Origin of the sequence: Streptomyces sp. NPDC096012, assembly GCF_040426375.1 — a bacterium.
Lineage (GTDB): Bacteria > Actinomycetota > Actinomycetes > Streptomycetales > Streptomycetaceae > Streptomyces.
This window is the reverse complement of the sequence record NZ_JBEOTD010000008.1, coordinates 183,906-203,036: the sequence shown is the minus strand read 5'-3', so window position 1 is coordinate 203,036 and position 19,131 is coordinate 183,906. Positions and strand designations below refer to the sequence as shown.

Here is a 19,131-nt window from a genome sequence, read left to right as displayed (position 1 = left end):
CCCTCTCGACGTCCCCTGTTGCCGCGCACTGCGCGGTTGTCCAGAACCCTACGCAGGGGCACCGACAGTGCCGAACCCCGGCCCGCGCTTTGTGTCGGTGTTGCAACACTTCGCGCAGAGACCGGGATCCGGCAGGGTGGAGGCGGGTTCAGGCAATTCCCGCCTCGCGCATCTGGCGCAGTTCCTTCTTCATCTCGGAGACCTCGTCGCGCAGCCGGGCGGCGATCTCGAACTGCAGCTCCGCGGCGGCGGCACGCATACGCTCGGTCATCTCCTCGATCTGCTCGGCGAGTTCGGCCGCCGGGCGGTCCGTGGGCACCCTCTTTCCCTTCGCGCCCTTGGCCCCCTTGCCGGCCTTCGCACCCTTGGCAGCCTTGTCGCCGAGCGACGGAACGGGTGCCTTGGCGCCCTTGCCGTCCTTCGACTGGCGATAGCCGGAGCCGAGGAGCTGTTCGGTGTCGACCTCCTCGCGGGCGATCTGCGCGACGATGTCGTTGATCTTCTTACGCAGCGGCTGCGGGTCGATGCCGTTGGCCGTGTTGTAGGCGATCTGCTTCTCCCGGCGGCGGTTGGTCTCGTCGATGGCCTTCTCCATCGCGGGAGTGATCTTGTCGGCGTACATGTGGACCTGACCGGAGACGTTGCGCGCGGCGCGGCCGATCGTCTGGATCAGCGAGGTCCCCGACCGCAGGAAACCTTCCTTGTCCGCGTCCAGGATCGCCACCAGGGACACCTCGGGCAGGTCGAGCCCCTCACGCAGGAGGTTGATGCCGACCAGGACGTCGTACTCGCCGGCGCGCAGCTCACGCAGCAGTTCGACGCGGCGCAGGGTGTCGACGTCGCTGTGCAGGTAGCGCACCTGGATGCCGAGCTCCAGGAAGTAGTCGGTGAGGTCCTCGGCCATCTTCTTGGTCAGCGTGGTGACCAGGACGCGCTCGTCCTTCTCGGTGCGCTTGCGGATCTCGTGCACCAGGTCGTCGATCTGCCCCTCGGTGGGCTTGACCACGACCTCCGGGTCGATCAGGCCGGTCGGGCGGATGATCTGCTCCACGAAGCCGTCGGACCGGGAGAGCTCGTAGGCGCCCGGGGTGGCCGAGAGGTAGACGGTCTGCCCGATGCGCTTCTGGAACTCCTCCCACTTCAGCGGCCGGTTGTCCAGGGCGGACGGCAGGCGGAAGCCGTGGTCGACGAGGGTGCGCTTGCGGGAGGCGTCGCCCTCGTACATGGCGCCGATCTGCGGGACGGTGACGTGCGACTCGTCGATGACGAGGAGGAAGTCGTCCGGGAAGTAGTCCAGCAGGGTGTTGGGCGGGGAGCCGGGCAGGCGACCGTCGAAGTGCATCGAGTAGTTCTCCACGCCGGAGCAGCTGCCGATCTGGCGGAGCATCTCGATGTCGTACGTGGTGCGCATCCGCAGGCGCTGGGCCTCCAGGAGCTTGCCCTGCTTCTCCAGCTCGGTCAGCCGCTCCACCAGCTCCTTCTCGATGTCGTTGACGGCACGCTCCATGCGCTCGGGGCCGGCGACGTAGTGCGAGGCGGGGAAGACGTACAGGTGCTCGTCGTCGCTGATGATCTCGCCGGTGAGCGGGTGCAGTGTGGAGAGCGACTCGATCTCGTCGCCGAACATCTGGATGCGGACGGCCAGCTCCTCGTAGACCGGGAAGATCTCGATGGTGTCGCCGCGGACCCGGAAGGTGCCCCGGGTGAACGCCATGTCGTTGCGCGTGTACTGGATGTCCACGAAGCGGCGCAGCAGCTCGTCCCGGTCGATCTCGTCGCCGACCCGGAGGGGGACCATGCGGTCCACGTACTCCTGCGGGGTGCCGAGGCCGTAGATGCAGGACACCGAGGCGACCACCACGACGTCGCGGCGGGTGAGCAGCGAGTTCGTCGCCGAGTGGCGCAGGCGCTCGACCTCCTCGTTGATCGAGGAGTCCTTCTCGATGTAGGTGTCCGACTGCGGGACGTAGGCCTCGGGCTGGTAGTAGTCGTAGTACGAGACGAAGTACTCGACCGCGTTGTTCGGCAGGAGCTCGCGGAACTCGTTGGCCAGCTGGGCGGCCAGCGTCTTGTTCGGCGCCATCACGAGCGTGGGGCGCTGAAGCTTTTCGATCATCCAGGCCGTGGTGGCGGACTTGCCGGTGCCGGTCGCGCCGAGCAGGACGACGTCCTTCTCGCCGGCTTCGACGCGCCTGGCCAGGTCGGCGATGGCCGCCGGCTGGTCGCCGCTGGGCTGGTAGGAGCTGACGACCTCGAAGGGCGCCACCGTACGTTCGATGTGGGAAACGGGCCGCATGGCATCAACCGTACGACCCTCCACTGACAACCAGCCGGGATCAGCGGTTCTGCGGGGTGCGGGAGCGGTGGTGAGCGGTCTGGCTGACCGGGACGAGGCCCTGGTCGCGGACGGGACGGCGGTCCGGGTGGGAGGCGACGGCGGCGGCCGGGACACCGGGCTTGTGCTCGACCGGCGCGAGGTCCGGACGGCCCGCGACCATCAGCGGATCGAAGATCACGACGGCGCCCGCGAGGAGCAGGAAGGCGAGCGGGCCGATCAGCATCGGCACGAGCACGGACGCCTGCGGGCCGCTCCCGGCCGCGTGGGGGGTGCCGTCGAGCTGGACGCTGAGCGCGAGCATGCCGGTGTAGTGCATGCCGCTGACCGCGAGTGCCATGACGAGGCTCGCGCCCACGCTCCACAGGACGCCCCGGACGCGTCCCGCGGCCCACAGGGCGGCGGTGGCCGCCACGACCGCTATGACGACGGATGCGGCGACGGTGAGGGTGTCGTAGGTGAACCGGCCGTGGAAACGCATCCCGGCCATGCCGAGGTAGTGCATCGAGGCGACGCCCAGCCCGGTGATCGTGCCGCCGGTGAACAGGGCGGTGCCGGTGGCCCCCCGGTAGCCGACTATGAAGATCCCCACGCCGACCATGACGATGGCGACGGCGAGGCTCGCGTACGTGATCGGCTGGTCGTAGTGGATCGACGTCTCCTCGATGGTGAAGCCCATCATCGCGACGAAGTGCATCGTCCATATGCCGGAGCCGATCGCGGCGGTGCCGAGGGCCAGCCAGGCAGGTCGCCGGGGGTGCGTGGCCAGCAGGGAGCGGCTGGTGCAGCGCAGGCCGAGGGCGCTGCCGACGCAGGCCATGAGGTAGGCCACCACCGGGGTGACGGCCCCGTAGCTGAATCCGTCGACCGTGCCTTGCATGCGCGGCTGCCCTTCCGCCCTCTTGCGTCCCGGAATACCTGCTGAATGCCCCGTCCCAGGACCGCGCGGGCGGTCAGGGTTGTGGCAGAGAGTATGACCCCCACCGGAATGGTCGAACGATTTTCCGGCAAAGAAACACGCCCTTGCCCCACTTGTGCGGCACCGGTGAGCGGATTCGGACATCTGCCTGCACTGTGTGTTCCTCGTGCACCCGGCGCGTCGGTGACGTACTGCTGTCACTCTGTTGCTGTCGGTGTTCGCTCGACGCGAGGAGTCTGCATGCACACGCGCGTGGTCGTCGCCACGGCCGCCGCGGTCCTGGGGACCGCGGCGCCCCTGCTGAGCCCTGCCTCCGGCGCCGGGGCCGGCGAGGCGGGCGACGTCGGCCGGCCCACGGTGATCGCCCACCGGGGAGCCTCCGGCTACGCCCCCGAGAACACGCTCGCCTCGATCGACAAGGCGGCCCAGCTGGGTCTGACCTGGGTCGAGAACGACGTCCAGCGCACCAGGGACGGGGAACTGGTCGTCATCCACGACGACAGCCTGCAGCGCACGACGAACGTGAAGGCCCTCTTCCCCGGCCGGGCGCCGTGGAAGGTGAAGGACTTCACCGCCGCCGAGATTGCCCGGCTGGACGCGGGCAGCTGGTACTCCCCCGCCTACGCGGGCACGCGCGTGCCGACACTGACGCAGTACATGCGCCGGGTCGACCACAATCGCGAAAAGCTCCTGCTGGAGATCAAGAACCCGGAGCTGTACCCGGGCATCGAGCAGCAGACCCTGAAGCTGCTCGGCAACGAGGGCTGGCTGGATCGCGGCCACCTCGGCCGGCTCGTCGTGCAGAGCTTCAGCGCCGACAGCGTGCGGAAGGTCCACGACCTGAAGCCCGCGGTGACCACCGCCTACCTCGGCAAGCCCACCGTCGCGCAACTGCATCGCTACGCCCGGTCCGTCGACCTGATCAACCCCTCGTACGACTCGCTGTCCCGGGAGTACGTCGCGTCGGTGCACGCCTTGGCGGGACCGCACGGCAGGCCGCTCGGCGTGTTCACATGGACGGTGAACGACGCGACCACCGCCCGCAGGGTGGCCGGTTACGGCGTCGACGGCATCATCAGCAACAAGCCCGACGTGGTGCGGTCGGCGCTGGGCTCGGGCTGAGCCGGACCGTCGTTGTCAGTGGCGGGTCGTACGGTGGGCGCATGGACAGCTCCGGGCAGGGTGAGCAGCGGGTCGTCTGGGCCGTGATCGACAGTGACATCGGCCCTCTGATGCTGGCGGCGACCGCCGACGGCCTGGTCAACGTCGTCTTCCACGCCACGGACGCCGTGCGCGACCGGGCGCTGGAGCGGCTGGCGGCCCGGCTGGGCGGCGAGCCCGTGCGGGACCCGGACGCGCCCCTGCTGGCCGAGGCGGCGGACCAGCTGCGGGCGTACTTCGCCGGCGAGCGGCACGACTTCGACCTGCGGCTGGACTGGTCGCTGATCTCCGGGTTCAACCGGCAGGTGCTGCGCGAGCTGGCGTCGGGAGTGCCGTACGGCAGCGTCGTGGGGTACGGCGATCTGGCCGGGCGGGTCGGGCAGCCCGGTGGTGCGCAGGCGGTGGGCGCGGCGATGGGCGCCAATCCGCTGCCGCTGGTCGTGCCCTGCCACCGGGTGGTGGAGCGAGACGGCGGTATAGGCGGGTTCGGCGGCGGACTGGAGACCAAGCGGAAGCTGCTCGCGCTGGAGGGTGTGCTGCCCGAGCCCCTGTTCTGACCCGGGCCGGGCGGGTTACTCGTCGTAGTGCCGGGCCTCGAAGACATTGCCGTCGGGGTCCTGGAAGTAGAAGCTGCGCCTGGCCTCGCCGCGGGCGCCGAACGAGTCGTGGCCGATGTCGGTCACCGGGACGCCGTGTTCCTGAAGGCGGGCACGCAGTGCGTCGAAGGCGCTGGACGGCAGCGACAGGCAGACATGGTTGACGGGGTGGCCAGCGCTGCCGGCCGAACCCGGCAGCATCCCCATGAGTTTCGCGGCGGTGTGCGGGGCCAGGTCCAGAATCGTCTCCTCGTTGACGCGTACGGAGGGGAACGTCACCTTTCCCTCCGTGAACTCGGCGACCCTGATGGGTTCCAGACCGACGGCGTCCTCGTAGAAGCGGGCGGCGGCGACGGGGTCGGCCACCCACAGGACCACGTGGTCGAGGCGCGTGCTCATGCTCGTCATGCGATCAGGCTGGTGGGCCTCCCCCACGGAACGCAAGCGTTTAACGGCGGCCGGCGCCCGCCAGAGATGAGGAAGGACCGACGGACAGGAGGCGCACATGGTGCTGGTGGTGTCGGAGGAAGTCCGGGAGGCGATCGCCGCGCGGCGGCCGGTGGTGGCCCTGGAGTCCACGATCATCGCGCACGGCCTGCCTCGCCCGCGCAACCTGCAGGTGGCGCTGGAGCTGGAGGAGGCGGTGCGGCGCGAGGGGGCCGTCCCCGCGACCGTCGCCGTGCTCGACGGGCATCCCCGGGTCGGTCTCGACAAGGAGCAGCTGGAACGGGTCGCGAACGAGGAGGGCATACGCAAGCTCGGCCACCGTGACCTGCCGCTCGCCGTGGCGGCGGGGGCGAGCGGGGCGACCACGGTGTCGGCGACGGCGCAGCTGGCCGCGCTGGCGGGTGTCCGGGTGTTCGCCACGGGCGGCCTGGGCGGTGTGCACCGGGAGTGGACGGTGACGCAGGACGAGTCGGCCGACCTCGGGCTGCTGGCCCGCACCCGGATCACGGTGGTGTGCGCGGGCGTGAAGTCGATCCTCGACGTGCCGGCGACCCTGCAGCGGCTGGAGACGCTGGGCGTGGCCGTCGCCGGGTACGGCACGGACCGCTTCCCCGGCTTCTACCTGTCGGACTCGGGCCACCCGGTCGACTGGACGCTGAGCAGTCCGGAGCAGGTGGCCGCGGTGATGCGCGCCCAGGACGCCCTCGGCGGTACGGAGTCGGCGCTGATCGTCGCCCATCCCGTTCCGGAGGCGGAACAGCTCGATCCCGAGCTGCACGCACGCGTGCTCGCCGACGCGCTCGCCGCCTGCGCTGAACAGGGCATCACCGGGCAGGCGGTGACCCCCTTCCTGCTGGACCACCTGGTCCGGCACACGGACGGCGCCTCGCTGAGCGCCAACCTGGCGGCCGTGCGCGGCAACGTGCGGCTGGCGGCACGGATCGCCGCGGCGTGGACCGGGAGGTGACGGCGGGACGACGCCACGGCGGGCTGCTGGTCGTCGGGGACGTCGTCACGGACGTGGTCGCCCGGCACCGGGGCCCGCTCGCGGCCGGCACCGACACGGCCGCCGTGATCCGGACACTGCCGGGCGGCGCGGGTGCCAACGTGGCCTGCTGGGCCGCCCACGCGGGCTGCGCGGACGTACGGCTGCTGGGGCGGGTGGGCGCGGACGCGGGCGCGTGGCACGAGCGGGAACTGGTGGCGGCGGGAGTGCGGCCGCGGCTGGTGGTCGACCCGGAGGCGCCGACCGGGACGGTGATCTGCCTCGTCGACACGGGTGCGGCGGCCGAGCGCACGTTCCTCACGGACAGCGGGGCGTCGCTGCGGCTCGCACCCGGCGACTGGTCGGACGCGTTGCTGGACGGCGTCGGCCGGTTGCACCTGTCGGGCTATCTGCTGTTCTCCGAGTCCGGCCGGGCATTCGCCGGGGTGGCGCTCGCGGCCGCACGCGCGCGTGGTGTGCCGGTCAGCCTGGATCCCGCGTCGGCGGGCTTCCTGGTGGAGCTGGGGGTGGATCGTTTCCTGGCGTTCGCGCAGGGGCTGGACGTGCTGCTGCCCAGCCGGGACGAGGCCTGTGTGCTGACGGGGTTGTCGGACCCGGTGGACGCGGCGGCCAAGTTGAGCCGTCTGGTTCCGCTGGTGGTGGCCAAGGCGGGGGCCGACGGGGCGCTGGTGGCGCGTTCCGGCACCGTGGACGCCCGGGTTCCGGCCGTGTCGGCGGCCCCTCGGGACACCACCGGCGCGGGCGACGCCTTCACGGGAGCGTTCCTCGCCGCCCTGCTCTCCGGCGCGGATCCGCGGGAGGCGGCGCGACGCGGGTGCCTTGCCGGGGCGGAGGCGGTACGGCACGTAGGCGGAAGACCACCGCTTCCGGGAGGCGGCGGCCGGGACGGTGCCGCGCTCGTGCGACCGGAGGCGACTTGAAGGCCGGGACCGGCGGGTCGTCGGTGGCCGGCCGGGCGGTGCCGGAGAGGCAGCGACAGCTGTGCGGTGCCGGGGAGGCCGCGACGGCCGGGCGGGGAGGGCCGGAGGGTCACGCGAGGCTGTGCCGGCCGGAGGATGGCGGCGCAGCGGGGACGGGCGGACGGTTACGGCGAGGTTTGTCACGGACCCGCGGGGACGGGCGGACGGTTACGGCGAGGTTTGTCACGGACCCGCGGTGACGGGCGGACGGTTACGGCGAGGTTTGTCACGGACCCGCGGGGACCGTCGGGCGTGTGACCGGCCGTCGGTCACGCCTTTGTGCCCCACGCGGAGATCATCGGCGCCGTGGCCAGGTCCATGCGGCCGGACTCGACGTCGGCCAGGTGCTGGTCGATCTCCTCTTCGGTGGCCAGGCCCGCCGTGACGAGCCGGTCGCGGATCTGACGGACCGTCGCGGCCTCCAGCGCCGAACAGGCGGGCGAGGTCACGGGGAAGTATGCGTCGGCCGCGACCTCCCGCAGACCGGCCTCGCGCAGCAGCCGCGGGAGCTTGCGGCCGTACGACAGATCAGCCCCGCGCGCGGCGAGCAGTTCGCGGAAGCCCCGGCGAAGCCGGTTGGCGAGCCGCTGCTCGGGGCCGTGCTCGTCGGGGCAGATCAGAGGCTGCAGAGCGGGGTCGGCGTCCTCGATCAGCAGCCGTCCGCCGGGCCGCAGCGCCCGCACCATGGAGCGCAACGCCCTTTCCCGGTCCGGGACGTGGACCAGGACGAGGCGGGCGTGGACCAGGTCGAAGCCCTCCCCCGGCGGTTCCTCGGTCCCCACGTCGTGGACGCGGATGTCCACCGGCCGATCGGCCACGGGCATGAGCCGCGAGGTGTCGATGTCGGTGGCGACGACCTTGCCGGCCGGCCCCACCTTCGTCGCGAGCCAGGACACCACGGAGGTGCCGCCGGCGCCAACCTCCCAGCAGCGCCAGCCGGCTCGGATGCCGAATCCTTCGATGTGCCGGAAGGTCGTGGGATCGAAGAGGGTGGCGAAGGCGTCGAAGCGCCGGCCCGCCTCGCTCTGCCGGTTGTCCAGGAGGTACCCGTCGTCGCGTGTCATGCCGTGCATGATTCCAGTCGGCCTGACAGCCCCGGGCCGGCCGGCCTCTTCGCCCCTCGTCCAAACGTTTTCCACAGGCGGCGGACAAGCGGAACCTGCTGTTCCCACAGGCTTTCCCGCACTGCGTCGCGGACTGGCAGACTTGCCGGGCAAGGCGCGAGGGCGTCGAGCGAGGAGATCCACGCGAGGAGATCCAGATGTCCATGGCAGGGAATCTGCGGAAGGTCACGGGGCTGGGCGGGGTCGGTGGCCTGCGCAAGGTGGCGCGGCTGGCCCGGCGGCGGCCGCGCGTGGACCTGAGCCATCCCGCCAGGTCACCGCTGGGCTCGTCGGTGGTGGACTGCGTGATGTACCAGGACGGCGTGCGCGTGCCCGAGTGCGCCGACCTGGTGGACGCCGTGCGGCTCGTGCGCAAGACCGGTGAGGGGTTCGTCTGGCTCGGACTGCACGAGCCGACGGCCCGCGAGTTCAGCGGCATCGCGGAGTTGTTCGACCTGCATCCGCTGGCCGTGGAGGACGCGGTCGAGGCACACCAGCGCCCGAAGCTGGAGCACTACGGGGACACGCTGTTCGCGGTGTTCAAGACGGTCTGTTATGTGGAGCACGAACAGCTGACGGCGACCAGTGAAGTGGTGGACACCGGCGAGATCATGGCCTTCGTCGGTGCGGACTTCGTCATCACGGTGCGCCACGGCCGGCACGGCTCGCTGGGGCCGCTGCGCGAGGAGTTGGAGTCGGATCCCCGGCAGCTGGCGAAGGGGCCGGCGGCGGTGTTGCACGCGATCGCCGACCATGTCGTCGACGACTACCTGAACGTCACGGACGCGGTGCAGGACGACATCGACCTGGTGGAGACGGCGGTGTTCTCGGAGATCGGTGCACGGGTGGACCCGGGCCGCATCTACCAGATGAAGCGGGAACTGCTGGAACTGAAGCGGGCGGTGGTGCCGCTGGGCCGGCCGGTGGAGGACCTGGCCACCCGGCCCATCCGGGTCGTGGCCCCGGAGATACAGGCGTACTTCCGGGACGTGCTCGACCATCTGATACGGGCAAAGGACCAGATCGCCGCCTTCGACGAACTGCTCAACTCCATTCTGCAGGCCCACCTCGCGCAGGTGACCGTCGCCCAGAACGAGGACATGCGCAAGATCACGGCATGGGCCGCGGTCATCGCCGTACCGACGATGGTGTGCGGGGTCTACGGCATGAACTTCGACCACATGCCGGAGCTGCACTGGAGTTTCGGCTATCCGCTGGTCATGACCGTGATGGCGGGGGCGTGTCTGACGCTGTACCGGGGCTTCCGGCGCAACGGCTGGCTCTGACACGGACGAGAAGGGGTTCGCCAGGGGCTCTGGACCGGCCTTCTGCCCGGGTCAGCCGCCCCATGCGGGGTGGCGAGGGTCGTCGGCGCGCACCAGGACGTCCGCCGTGCCGGCGGGGTCGGCCTCGGACTCGTAGCGCTCGAAGGCGGGGAGCGTCCAGTGATCGGCCTCGGGGGTCCGGCGGCGGAGCGCACCAGGGGACAGCAGGACGTGCACGGTCAGGTCGAACGGAAACCAGTGGTGCAGCAGGAGCGGGCCATGGAGCAACAGGATTCCGCCGGGCGGGAGTTGGACGTAGGGGGTGCGAGTGGCCCGGTCGGTGGCCGGATCCCACAGGTCGGGCAGGAGCCGCCCGTTGCCTCCGGGGTCGAGCGGGCCGAAGACCTCGCGCCACAGGGCGCTGGTGTCGAACCATCCGCTGTAGTACGACTCCGCGTCCCGCCGGCCGTGTTCCAGGCGCAGCGAGGCGGGGCGCAGGAATCCCTCGGTGCCGATCACGAGCGAAGGCCGGCCACGCACGCGCAGCGCCTGACCGACCCGCTCGGCCAGGTCTCCGGGACGGGCGGCCGGTGCTCCGTCGAAGCCGGCACGCGGCCAGGCGCCCCCATCGGCCAGCTCCAGGCCGATCAGACGGTCGGCGAGCCGGTCGGCGAGCCGGTCCCAGGTGATCGCTTCGAGTCGCACACGGCCCATGATGCCGGGTGGGCCGGGCGGAAGGGGAAGGAGGGAGAGGGCGTGGGCCGGGACCGGGACCGGGACCGGGACCGTGGACGATGAGTGATGAGGGGAGACGTGGGCCGCGGCGGGGAAAGTACCGCGTATGGCGCTTCCCGCAACTCCATCCTCCCCCGGTCGGCTTGTCGCCATCCAGCCTCTCAGGGCGAAGCGGTGTGCCGGTTGCCGACGCGGTCCGCTGTCGTTGCTGGTGCTGGAGGACGGGGCACCGCACTGCCTGGACTGCGCCGATCTCGGGCACCTGGTCTTCCTGCCGCGCGGCGACACGGCGCTGACCCGCAGGTCCCGGGAGGGCAGCACGCTGTCGGTGGTGGTCGTCCGGTTCAACCGGCGAAAGAGCCGCTACGAACGGCAGGGCGTCCTCGTGGAGGAGGCGGCGCTGGCCCGGGCGGAGGAACAGTGCCTGGCGGATGCGGAGGCCCGGCGGCGCCGCAGGGCGCGGGACGCGCGGCGGCGGGAAGTGGAGGACGAGCGGTTCGTGGCGGCGTTCGCCGCGGAGATCCTCCGCCTGTTTCCCGGTTGCCCGGCCGAGCGGGCCCGGGCGATCGCGGCGCACGCGGCGATGCGGGGCAGTGGGCGGGTCGGGCGCAGCGCGGCCGGGCGGGCGCTGTCCGAGAGCGCGGTGGTCTCCGCGGTCGTGGCGGCCGTACGGCATGTGGACACGCCGTACGACCGGCTGCTGATGAGCGGGGTGCCGCGGTACGAGGCGCGGCGCCGGACAGCGCCGGCCGTGGAGGGCGTGGTCCGGGCGTGGCACCGGGCCGGGGAGGACGAGGAGGAGGGCGACCGCGCTTGCTAGGTCCGTGGCGCCCGGCTCGGGCACGCGTGCCGGCACTCGCGTGATCTTGGGCGCCGTCGTGCTTCTGCGCGGCTGTCGGCGCGGACGTATCGTGGCCGGAGGAGTGCCGCCCGATGACGCACGGCCGTCGTACACCCGGTGTCCCCGGGGCCCGTACGCGAGGAAGACGATCATGGCCGATCCCAAGGGGTTCATGAACACGCCGCGCGAGGAGTGGGCACGGCGGCCGGTGGAGGAGCGGGTGCGGGACTGGGACGAGGTGTACGTCCCGGGGGCGCTGCTGCCGATCATCAGCAAGCAGGCCGACCGGTGCATGGACTGCGGCATCCCGTTCTGCCACGACGCCTGTCCCCTGGGCAATCTCATCCCCGAATGGAACGACCTGGTCTCGCGGGAGGACTGGCGGGCCGCGAGCGACCGGCTGCACGCGACCAACAACTTTCCCGAGTTCACCGGGCGGCTGTGTCCGGCACCCTGTGAGGCGGGGTGTGTGCTGGCGATCAACCAGCCGGCCGTCACCATCAAGAACGTCGAATGCGCGATCGCCGACCGGGCGTGGGAGGAGGGCTTCACCGTGGCGCGGCCCCCCGAACGGCTTTCGGGGAAGGCGGTCGCGGTCATCGGCTCCGGGCCGACGGGGCTCGCCGCGGCGCAGCAGCTGACCCGGGCGGGGCACACGGTCGCCGTGTTCGAGAAGGACGACCGGATCGGCGGGCTGATGCGGTACGGCATCCCCGAGTTCAAGATGGAGAAGCGGCACCTGGAGCGGCGGATCGAGCAGATGCGGGCCGAGGGGACCAAGTTCCGTCCGTCGACGGTGGTCGGGCGGGATGTCCCGGCGGCGGATCTGCGGACCCGGTACGACGCCGTGGTGATCGCCACCGGGGCGACGGCGTGGCGGGAACTTCCGGTGCCGGGCCGGGAGTTGAAAGGGATACACCAGGCGATGGAGTATCTGCCGCTGGCCAATCGGGTGCAGGAGGGGGATCTGGAGGCGTCACCGCTGTCGGCGGCCGGCCGGGACGTCGTGATCATCGGCGGTGGGGACACCGGGGCGGACTGTCTGGGGACGGCGCTGCGCGAGGGGGCGGCGACCGTGACCCAGCTGGACATCTACGCGCAGCCGGGTGCCGGGCGCGACGAGGACACCGAGCCGTGGCCGACGTACCCGAAGATCTACCGCTTGTCGGCCGCGCACGAAGAGGCACGGGATCTCTGTTCGGCACCGGCGGCGGACGCGGACGCGCGGTTGTTCGCGGCGTCCACGCTCCGCTTCGGCGGGGACGACAGCGGGCACGTCACGTCGCTGCGGGTCGTAGACGTCGACGAGCGGCGGGTGCCGGTGCCCGGCACCGAGCGGACGCTCCCAGTCGACCTCGTGCTGCTCGCGCTCGGGTTCTCCGGGCCCGACCAGGGGGACGGGCTGATCGAGCAGCTGGGGCTGGCGCTCGACCCGCGCGGCACGATCGCCCGGGACGACGGCTTCGCGACCAATGTGCCGGGCGTGTTCGCCGCCGGTGACGCGGCGCGCGGGCAGTCGCTCATCGTGTGGGCGATAGCGGAGGGGCGGGCGGTGGCGGCGGCCGTCGACCTGTATCTCACGGGGAGTTCACGACTGCCGGCGCCGGTCTCTCCGAGGGATCGGCCGATGAGGGTGTGACGGCAGGAATCGGCCGGTCGAGGCGTGAGGGCGGGGCGCCGGTCCCGGTGTTCGTCGGATCCCGTTCCGTCAGGCGGCACGTCGTGGAGGCCGGCGCGTTGATCGGTCATGTCGGAAGCAAGTCGCAATCAAGATGAGCAAGAGAAGCCAGCCATATGCAAGTCCGTCGGCTCGGGGCGGCCGGGCCGTCGGCACGTTCAGGAGAGCAGGAAGTCGGCCTCCCCCGCCTTGGCACCCTCGATGAACGCGGTCATCTCGGCCATGGTGTAGATCAGCGCCGGCCCGTCCGGGTCGGTCGACTGGCGCACCGCGATCCGGCCGTCGGCCAGCTTCATCGCCTCCAGGCAGTTCCCGCCGTTACCGCCGCTCCAGGGCTTGTGCCACCCCTCGCTGCCCAAATCCCGCGCGGGCATGCCGTTGTAGACGCGGGCGCGCGGCTTGATGCGATCCATTCACAGCTCCTTGCGGAGATCCCGGAGAATCTCCTTCGTGCGTTGTGCCGTAGCGGCCTGGGCCGCCATGCGGTCCATGACCTCCAGGTGGGTCGCCACCTCGGTGCGCGCGTCCAGGTAGACGGCGCCGGTCAGGTACTCGCTGTAGACCATGTCCGGCAGTTCCGACATGGCGAATCGGAACAGCACGAAGGGCCCGTAGGTCCCCGGGTGCGGCCCGTTGACGAACGGGGCGACCTGGAGCGTCACATGGGGCAGCTTCGTGGCCTCGAGCAACCTGTCGATCTGGGCGCGCATCACCTCCGGTCCGCCGACCGGGCGGCGCAGGGCGGTCTCGTCCATCACGGCCCAGAAGCGGGGCGCGTCGGGACGGGTGAGCAGTTCCTGGCGTTGCATGCGCAGCGCGACATGACGCTCGATGTCTTCCGGGCTCGTCTGGCCGATGGCACCGGACCTGAGCACACCGCGCGCGTAGTCCTCGGTCTGGAGCAGGCCGGGGACGAAGTGCGGCTCGTAGGAGCGGATGAGGCTGGCCGCGCCCTCCAGGCTGACGTACATCGAGAACCAGCCCGGCAGGATGTCGTGGAACCGCTGCCACCAGCCGGGCCGGTTGGCCTCCTCCGCCAGTTGGACGAAGATCTCGGCCTCGTCGTCCGGAACCCCGTACGCCTTCAGCAGCAGTTGCAGGTACGGGATCTTGAGGGAGACCTCGGCCATCTCCATGCGGCGGACGGTGGCGGGCGCGACACGGAGGACGCGGGCGGCCTCCTCGCGCTTCAGCCCGGCGCGTTCCCGCAGGTCCAGCAGGCGCCGACCGAGGACCACCTGGCCCACGGTCGGCGCGGACCGCGGTTCGCTCACGCTCTCACCTCCACCGGCTCCACCTGAAAGTTTCCTGACAGCCCTACGGCGCCATTCGAAGACACATTCGAAGACCGGTCCGGTCTTCGAAGACCCCAATTGGCGCCGCGCGAAGTGCTGTTGCGAGCAGTCTGCCACGGCCTCCGACCGAGTCACACAGCACTCTGCATTTTTCAGAGTGACACTTGCCAAGTGTTCACGGCGGGGAGATAGTGGCAAGCGTGATTCCGTCCGCGCCCTTAGGAACAGACGCCGCCGCAGACCGTTCCGGTCTCGGTGCCGCAGCGGGAGCAGCCCCTCAGGGGGCCGCCGCGCAGCGCCGGTTCCGCTTCGAGCTGGCCGCACATCCGGGTTCCGTCGCCCAGGCGAGACGCCTTGCGCATGCCCGGTTGACCGGCTGGGCGGTGTGCGCGGACACCTGCGACAGCGCGGCCCTCGTCATATCCGAGCTGGTCACCAACGCCATCGTGCACACCGCGAGCGGTCGTGTGGTGTGCGAACTGCACGACCGTGACGACACGGTGCGCATAGCCGTACGAGACGAGGGCTGTGCCTCCGGCGAACCTCACCCCTCCCCACAGCGGCCCGACGAGGAGCACGGGAGGGGGTTGCTCCTCGTCGGGGCCTTGAGTCACGCCTGGGGTGTGCAGGAACACGGCCCGGGGCTGCTGGTCTGGGCCGAGTTGGCCCGCGGCGGCGACACGGCCGAGGACGCCGCGGAGCCGCGCGGCGATCTGGGGTGGGGCGCCCGCCCCAAGCCGGGCCGCCCGGACGACTCCGGCGACGACGACCCTGCCGAGGCCCGCCGCCGGCCGCCGGACCAGCACCGGCACCACGCCCCGGTCCAGCCTCCGCACCACGCCCCGGCCCAGTCCCCGCACCGGGCCCCGGAGCAGCGTGGTCACAGCGGTCACGGCGGACTGGACCACCACCGGCACCGGACACCCGACCAGTCCACGCACCCGGCCCCGGAACCGCACCGGCGCCGCACCGCGGAGCAGCCCCTGCTCGGCGCCCCTGCCCAGCCACTGCGCCGGACCCCGGAGCAGCACCTCACCGGGGAGCAGCCATGACCCGCACCAGCGGCACCGACGGACCCAACCGGTACGACACGGACGGCGGGCTCGGCGCGGACGGCGGGCGCAACGGATACCGCGGTCCCAACGAATGCGACGGGCGCGGTGGTTCCGGTGGGCCGGAGGGGCCGATCGGTCTGGACACCCTGGTACGGCTGCAGCGCCGGCGCCCGGCACCGGACGCCACCCGCCGGCTGCCGATGCCGGAGGGCATGACCGCTCCGCTCGGCTGTGACGCCGTCGCCGTACCCGCCCGCCTCGGCCCGCTGGTCGCACCTCGGCTGCCCCGCCTGGGCTGCGTGTACGCGGACGGCACCCACTGGTGGTGGATCGTTCCGGCGGACTCGGACTACGCCCTGCCCTGGCCGTCCCCCGCCCACTACACGCCCGGTGCCCTGGTCACCGGTGCCGCGCGGCTGATCCACCAGCCGGGGGGCACGGTCCCGTACACCCCGCCCATCCCGCTCTACCTGGCCCTGTGCCGGGTGACGGGGACCAGTCCCGACTGGTCGAGGGCCGTACCGGCGTAACGGCCGCGCCCGCTCCTCCCCACGGGCCACGGATCGCGCCCCTTCCGCGCCCCCGTGTGCGTCCGCTCGCGCCCTGCCCAGGCACTGTGGGCTCCGCGATAGTGGCCGTTCCGTCACGGTCCGGGAGGTCACGGTGCACAAGAGGCGGGGGGCGGCCGAGCCCGCGGTGTCGGAGTCGGAAAGGCTGCTGTTCGGGGGGCCGCTGCGGTACGACACGGGCTGGAACAAGCACGCGGACTCCTTCCTGCAACTGAGCTTCCGGACGATGCTGTCCCGGCTGCCCGGCATGCTGGTGTCGAGCCTGCGGCTGGCCCGGCAGGCCGATGCGCGGGCCGCGTGGATCGTGCTGGCCGCCGAAGTGGGCCGGGGCGCCGCCCAGGCGGTGAGCCTACTGGCCGTGAACAGCGCACTCGGCAGGCTGCTCACCGGCCCGGACATCCCGCAGCGGCTGCGCACGGCCATGCCCGCCCTGGTCATCGTGGCCGCGGTCATGCTGGTGGCCGCGCTGCTGCGGGCCGCCTCCGTCTACGCCACCGGGCGGCTGGAGCCCAAGGTGGAGCGGGTGGCGACCGAGCTGTACCTGGAGCGCGCCGCCAATGTGGAGCTGGCCGCGATCGAGGACCACGCCTTCCACAAACTGCTGGACACGGCGCAGTACGGCGCCCGGTCGGCCCGGCACATGATCGCCTACAGCGCCCGGGTGATCAACGCGATGATCTCGCTGGTCGCGGCGGCGGGCGTGCTGACCGTGCTGCATCCGGCGCTGCTGCCGCTGCTGACGACCATGACCCTGCCCAGCGCCTGGAGCGCGTTGACCAACGCCCGGCGCCATTACGAGTCGTTCCACACCTGGGTGCAGCATGCCCGGGCCGGCCAGCTGATCAGCAGCCTGCTCACCGAGCCGGGCGCCGCTCCGGAGATCCGGGTGCACGGGGTGGGCCCGTTCCTGCTGCGCCACTTCCGTTCGATGTCGGAGACGGCGGAGGCGGAGCAGGCCCGGCTGTCCCGGCTCGCCGCCCGTACCGGCCTGATCGCCGCGGCCTGGACGGGCCTCGCCACCCTCGCGACCTACGCCACCCTGGGTGCGCTGCTGCTGGCCGGTGCCATGGCCCTGTCCGTGGCCGGTACGGCGGTGCTGGCGATCCGTACCGGGACGTCGAGCCTGGACACGCTGGTGCTGGAGGTCAACCAGCTGCACGAGGAGGCCCTCTTCGTGGCCGACCTGCAGCGGATGTACGTGGAGGCGGCCGAGCGGGCCATTCCGGCGGGCGGGGAGGCCCTTCCGGAGGACCCGAAGGAGATCCGCTTCGAGAACGTCACGTTCGGCTACCCGGGTGATGCGCCCCGGCCCGCCCTGGACGATGTCACCCTCACGCTCCCGCTGGGCCAGATCATCGCCCTCGTCGGCGAGAACGGCTCGGGCAAGACGACCCTGGTCAAGCTGCTCGCGGGCCTGTACACACCGGACCGGGGCCGGATCCTGTGGGACGGGGTCGACGCCGCGCGGGCCGACCGGCGGCTGCTCGCCGAGCGGATCGCGATGGTGGCGCAGGACTTCAAGAGGTGGCCGTTCACCGCCCGGGTGAACGTGGCCGTCGGCCGGTCCTCCGCGCCCCTGACCGAGGAGCGGCTGAACGCGTCGATCGCCGAGGCGGGGGCCGAGGAGGTGGTCGCGGATCTGCCGCGCGGTCTGGACACGCTGCTGGCCCGTGTCTTCAGCGGCGGGCACGAGCTGTCCGGCGGCCAGTGGCAGCGGCTCGGCATCGCCCGCGCCGCGTACCGGCGCGGGCAGATCCTGATCGTGGACGAGCCGACCGCGGCGTTGGACGCGCGGGCCGAGCTGGAGGTGTTCGAGAAGATCCGGGCGCTGGCGGGCAGCGGGCAGACGGTCGTCCTGATCACCCACCGGCTGGCGTCGGTCCGGCACGCCGATCTGGTGCACGTGCTGGAGCACGGGCGGCTGGTGGAGTCCGGCGCTCCGGACGAACTGCTGGCGAAGGGCGGGGTCTACGCCGAGCTGTACGCGCTCCAGGCTCAGCAGTTCACGACGAAGGTCCGGAAGATCCCGGCGCCGAAGCCGGCCTGAACCGGCCGGCCCGCGCCCGCCCTCCATCTCACCCGGCGGCCGCGCTCCTCACGGCGTCGGCCTGCGCACCCGGAGCCGGCTCCGCGCATCACTCGGCGACGTCCGCACCGCGCACGATCACGAGGAACGTGTCCGTCGCGAGGTCCATGACGACTTCCGCGGGCAGGCCTTCCAGCCGCCGCGCGTGGGCGAACTCCTCCGCGGGCCAGGATCCCCGCGGGCCACCGGCGGAAAAGCGTTCGAGCACTGTTCGCCCGTTCACCATCTCGCACCTCCAGAAAGCGTCGTACGTGTAAGGAGTTAACGCTCTGGAAAGGCGAAAGGGCTCGCTCAGTGACGGGACTGAGACATTCTCGACACCTGTTCGGCGCGGACCGTGAGGGTCCGTTCACACGGTGACACGAAGTGCATCTTCCGGTTCGGAACGAGTGACCATCCGTAATTATTCGTACTCGTCGTGAAGGCGCAACTGGTCGCTGCCCAGGGGGCTGCGGCCCAGCGCGGTGAGGTCGAGGAGCCCGCCGAGGGTGCCGAGTCCGTCCAGTGCGTCGTCGTACACCGAATAGGTGTGGAAGACGCGGTCGCGGTCGCGCAGGAAACAGCTGACACCCGGCCGCTCGACCGGTTCCCCGCCGGATTCCACGGTGGCCCCGAAGTCGGCGTTGAAGTCGCTGTGCCCCGAGGAATACCAGGGCACCGCCCAGCCCATCCGCGCCTTGAACGGCAGAATGCGGGTGAACGGCGCCCGGGAGACGGCGGCGAACGAGGTGTTCCGGGCGCGCAGATGGGCGAGGTGGCCGACCTGGTCGAGGAACGCCGCGCAACAGGCGCAGCCGGCCTCCCACTCCGGGGCGAACATGAAGTGGTGGACGACGAGTTGGGACCGCCCCTCGAAGAGGTCCAGGAGAGTGGCCTTGCCGTCGCCCCCCTCGAAGAGGTACTCCGGGTCGACCTCGACCATGGGCAGCGCGCGCCGCTCGGCGCCCAGTGCCTCCTGTGCCCTTCTGACCGCCTCCTCCTTGCGCAGCAACTCCGCGCGCGCCGCGCGCCACCGCTCGCGCGAGACGATCTCCGGTAGCGACATGGGCCCTCCTGTCCGACGGTCGGTTCACGGTGGTGA

Annotated in this window: 18 protein-coding genes and 1 pseudogene; 10 read left to right on the top strand and 9 right to left on the bottom strand. The window is 71.5% G+C overall.

From position 1 onward, the window contains the following. Positions 1-148: 148 nt before the first annotated feature. Both uvrB and ABVB68_RS11635 read right to left on the bottom strand, forming a co-directional pair. Positions 149-2,296, bottom strand: a complete 2,148-nt coding sequence (uvrB, locus tag ABVB68_RS11640) for an excinuclease ABC subunit UvrB (protein WP_353600846.1) — start codon at positions 2,294-2,296, stop codon at positions 149-151. A gap of 40 nt (positions 2,297-2,336) precedes the next feature. Continuing rightward, complete coding sequence (locus ABVB68_RS11635; protein ID WP_353600845.1) at positions 2,337-3,215, bottom strand: MHYT domain-containing protein; 879 nt, start codon at positions 3,213-3,215, stop codon at positions 2,337-2,339. Positions 3,216-3,494: 279 nt separating this feature from the next. Here ABVB68_RS11635 and ABVB68_RS11630 point away from each other — a divergent pair, with 279 nt between their 5' ends. Both ABVB68_RS11630 and ABVB68_RS11625 read left to right on the top strand, forming a co-directional pair. Further along, entirely contained in the window at positions 3,495-4,376 is an 882-nt protein-coding gene (locus ABVB68_RS11630; RefSeq protein ID WP_353600844.1) for a glycerophosphodiester phosphodiesterase, read from the top strand. 41 nt (positions 4,377-4,417) lie between these two features. After that, positions 4,418-4,972: a methylated-DNA--[protein]-cysteine S-methyltransferase gene (locus ABVB68_RS11625; protein ID WP_353600843.1), complete on the top strand. Its 555-nt coding sequence runs from the start codon at positions 4,418-4,420 to the stop codon at positions 4,970-4,972. 15 nt (positions 4,973-4,987) lie between these two features. Here ABVB68_RS11625 and ABVB68_RS11620 read toward each other — a convergent pair whose 3' ends face one another. Then, positions 4,988-5,419 carry a VOC family protein gene (locus tag ABVB68_RS11620; protein WP_353600842.1) on the bottom strand — a complete coding sequence of 144 codons (432 nt, stop codon included), beginning with the start codon at positions 5,417-5,419 and terminating at the stop codon, positions 4,988-4,990. Between the two features lie 97 nt (positions 5,420-5,516). Here ABVB68_RS11620 and ABVB68_RS11615 point away from each other — a divergent pair, with 97 nt between their 5' ends. Both ABVB68_RS11615 and ABVB68_RS11610 read left to right on the top strand, forming a co-directional pair. Beyond that, on the top strand, positions 5,517-6,425 hold the full coding sequence (locus ABVB68_RS11615; protein ID WP_353600841.1) for a pseudouridine-5'-phosphate glycosidase: 909 nt from the start codon (positions 5,517-5,519) through the stop codon (positions 6,423-6,425). Then, positions 6,410-7,384, top strand: a complete 975-nt coding sequence (locus tag ABVB68_RS11610) for a carbohydrate kinase family protein (protein ID WP_353600840.1) — start codon at positions 6,410-6,412, stop codon at positions 7,382-7,384. The genes ABVB68_RS11615 and ABVB68_RS11610 overlap by 16 nt, the downstream gene beginning before the upstream one ends. A gap of 308 nt (positions 7,385-7,692) precedes the next feature. Here ABVB68_RS11610 and ABVB68_RS11605 read toward each other — a convergent pair whose 3' ends face one another. Next, positions 7,693-8,487 carry a methyltransferase domain-containing protein gene (locus tag ABVB68_RS11605; RefSeq protein ID WP_353600839.1) on the bottom strand — a complete coding sequence of 265 codons (795 nt, stop codon included), beginning with the start codon at positions 8,485-8,487 and terminating at the stop codon, positions 7,693-7,695. Between the two features lie 197 nt (positions 8,488-8,684). Here ABVB68_RS11605 and ABVB68_RS11600 point away from each other — a divergent pair, with 197 nt between their 5' ends. Beyond that, positions 8,685-9,812: a magnesium and cobalt transport protein CorA gene (locus tag ABVB68_RS11600; RefSeq protein WP_353600838.1), complete on the top strand. Its 1,128-nt coding sequence runs from the start codon at positions 8,685-8,687 to the stop codon at positions 9,810-9,812. A 51-nt stretch (positions 9,813-9,863) separates the two neighbouring features. Here ABVB68_RS11600 and ABVB68_RS11595 read toward each other — a convergent pair whose 3' ends face one another. Further along, entirely contained in the window at positions 9,864-10,496 is a 633-nt protein-coding gene (locus ABVB68_RS11595) for a nucleoside/nucleotide kinase family protein (RefSeq protein WP_353600837.1), read from the bottom strand. Positions 10,497-10,632: 136 nt separating this feature from the next. Here ABVB68_RS11595 and ABVB68_RS11590 point away from each other — a divergent pair, with 136 nt between their 5' ends. Together ABVB68_RS11590 and ABVB68_RS11585 are read left to right on the top strand one after the other, a co-directional pair. Next, positions 10,633-11,346 (top strand): DUF2293 domain-containing protein, encoded by a 714-nt coding sequence (locus ABVB68_RS11590; RefSeq protein ID WP_353600836.1) that lies wholly within the window; start codon positions 10,633-10,635, stop codon positions 11,344-11,346. A gap of 172 nt (positions 11,347-11,518) precedes the next feature. Next, positions 11,519-13,006, top strand: a complete 1,488-nt coding sequence (locus ABVB68_RS11585; RefSeq protein WP_353600835.1) for a glutamate synthase subunit beta — start codon at positions 11,519-11,521, stop codon at positions 13,004-13,006. A gap of 197 nt (positions 13,007-13,203) precedes the next feature. On the opposite strand, the gene ABVB68_RS11580 is transcribed toward ABVB68_RS11585, so the two are convergent. Further along, entirely contained in the window at positions 13,204-13,458 is a 255-nt protein-coding gene (locus ABVB68_RS11580) for a DUF397 domain-containing protein (RefSeq protein WP_353600834.1), read from the bottom strand. Further along, a complete protein-coding gene (locus ABVB68_RS11575; RefSeq protein WP_353600833.1) occupies positions 13,459-14,319 on the bottom strand; it encodes a Sco1979 family transcriptional regulator in 861 nt (286 codons plus the stop codon). A gap of 185 nt (positions 14,320-14,504) precedes the next feature. Between ABVB68_RS11575 and ABVB68_RS11570 the strand changes: the two are divergent. From ABVB68_RS11570 to ABVB68_RS11560, 3 genes and pseudogenes are all read left to right on the top strand, one after another. Beyond that, positions 14,505-15,149, top strand: a pseudogene (locus tag ABVB68_RS11570) (ATP-binding protein); the annotation flags it as partial. A 377-nt stretch (positions 15,150-15,526) separates the two neighbouring features. Then, entirely contained in the window at positions 15,527-15,925 is a 399-nt protein-coding gene (locus tag ABVB68_RS11565; RefSeq protein WP_503006078.1) for a hypothetical protein, read from the top strand. Between the two features lie 133 nt (positions 15,926-16,058). Then, positions 16,059-18,011 carry an ABC transporter ATP-binding protein gene (locus ABVB68_RS11560; RefSeq protein ID WP_353600831.1) on the top strand — a complete coding sequence of 651 codons (1,953 nt, stop codon included), beginning with the start codon at positions 16,059-16,061 and terminating at the stop codon, positions 18,009-18,011. Between the two features lie 88 nt (positions 18,012-18,099). Here ABVB68_RS11560 and ABVB68_RS11555 read toward each other — a convergent pair whose 3' ends face one another. Next, the gene (locus tag ABVB68_RS11555; protein ID WP_353600830.1) at positions 18,100-18,276 is read right to left on the bottom strand and encodes a DUF8839 family protein; all 177 of its coding nucleotides are present in this window, start codon (positions 18,274-18,276) and stop codon (positions 18,100-18,102) included. A 177-nt stretch (positions 18,277-18,453) separates the two neighbouring features. Further along, the gene (locus tag ABVB68_RS11550; protein ID WP_353600829.1) at positions 18,454-19,095 is read right to left on the bottom strand and encodes a DUF899 domain-containing protein; all 642 of its coding nucleotides are present in this window, start codon (positions 19,093-19,095) and stop codon (positions 18,454-18,456) included. Positions 19,096-19,131: the final 36 nt, after the last annotated feature.

Coding starts and splice junctions, on each gene's coding strand:
- uvrB (WP_353600846.1), bottom strand. CDS start 2,296: ATGCGGCCCGTTTCCCACATCGAACGTACGGTGGCGCCCTTCGAGGTC.
- ABVB68_RS11635 (WP_353600845.1), bottom strand. CDS start 3,215: ATGCAAGGCACGGTCGACGGATTCAGCTACGGGGCCGTCACCCCGGTG.
- ABVB68_RS11630 (WP_353600844.1), top strand. CDS start 3,495: ATGCACACGCGCGTGGTCGTCGCCACGGCCGCCGCGGTCCTGGGGACC.
- ABVB68_RS11625 (WP_353600843.1), top strand. CDS start 4,418: ATGGACAGCTCCGGGCAGGGTGAGCAGCGGGTCGTCTGGGCCGTGATC.
- ABVB68_RS11620 (WP_353600842.1), bottom strand. CDS start 5,419: ATGACGAGCATGAGCACGCGCCTCGACCACGTGGTCCTGTGGGTGGCC.
- ABVB68_RS11615 (WP_353600841.1), top strand. CDS start 5,517: ATGGTGCTGGTGGTGTCGGAGGAAGTCCGGGAGGCGATCGCCGCGCGG.
- ABVB68_RS11605 (WP_353600839.1), bottom strand. CDS start 8,487: ATGACACGCGACGACGGGTACCTCCTGGACAACCGGCAGAGCGAGGCG.
- ABVB68_RS11600 (WP_353600838.1), top strand. CDS start 8,685: ATGTCCATGGCAGGGAATCTGCGGAAGGTCACGGGGCTGGGCGGGGTC.
- ABVB68_RS11590 (WP_353600836.1), top strand. CDS start 10,633: ATGGCGCTTCCCGCAACTCCATCCTCCCCCGGTCGGCTTGTCGCCATC.
- ABVB68_RS11585 (WP_353600835.1), top strand. CDS start 11,519: ATGGCCGATCCCAAGGGGTTCATGAACACGCCGCGCGAGGAGTGGGCA.
- ABVB68_RS11580 (WP_353600834.1), bottom strand. CDS start 13,458: ATGGATCGCATCAAGCCGCGCGCCCGCGTCTACAACGGCATGCCCGCG.
- ABVB68_RS11555 (WP_353600830.1), bottom strand. CDS start 18,276: ATGGTGAACGGGCGAACAGTGCTCGAACGCTTTTCCGCCGGTGGCCCG.
- ABVB68_RS11550 (WP_353600829.1), bottom strand. CDS start 19,095: ATGTCGCTACCGGAGATCGTCTCGCGCGAGCGGTGGCGCGCGGCGCGC.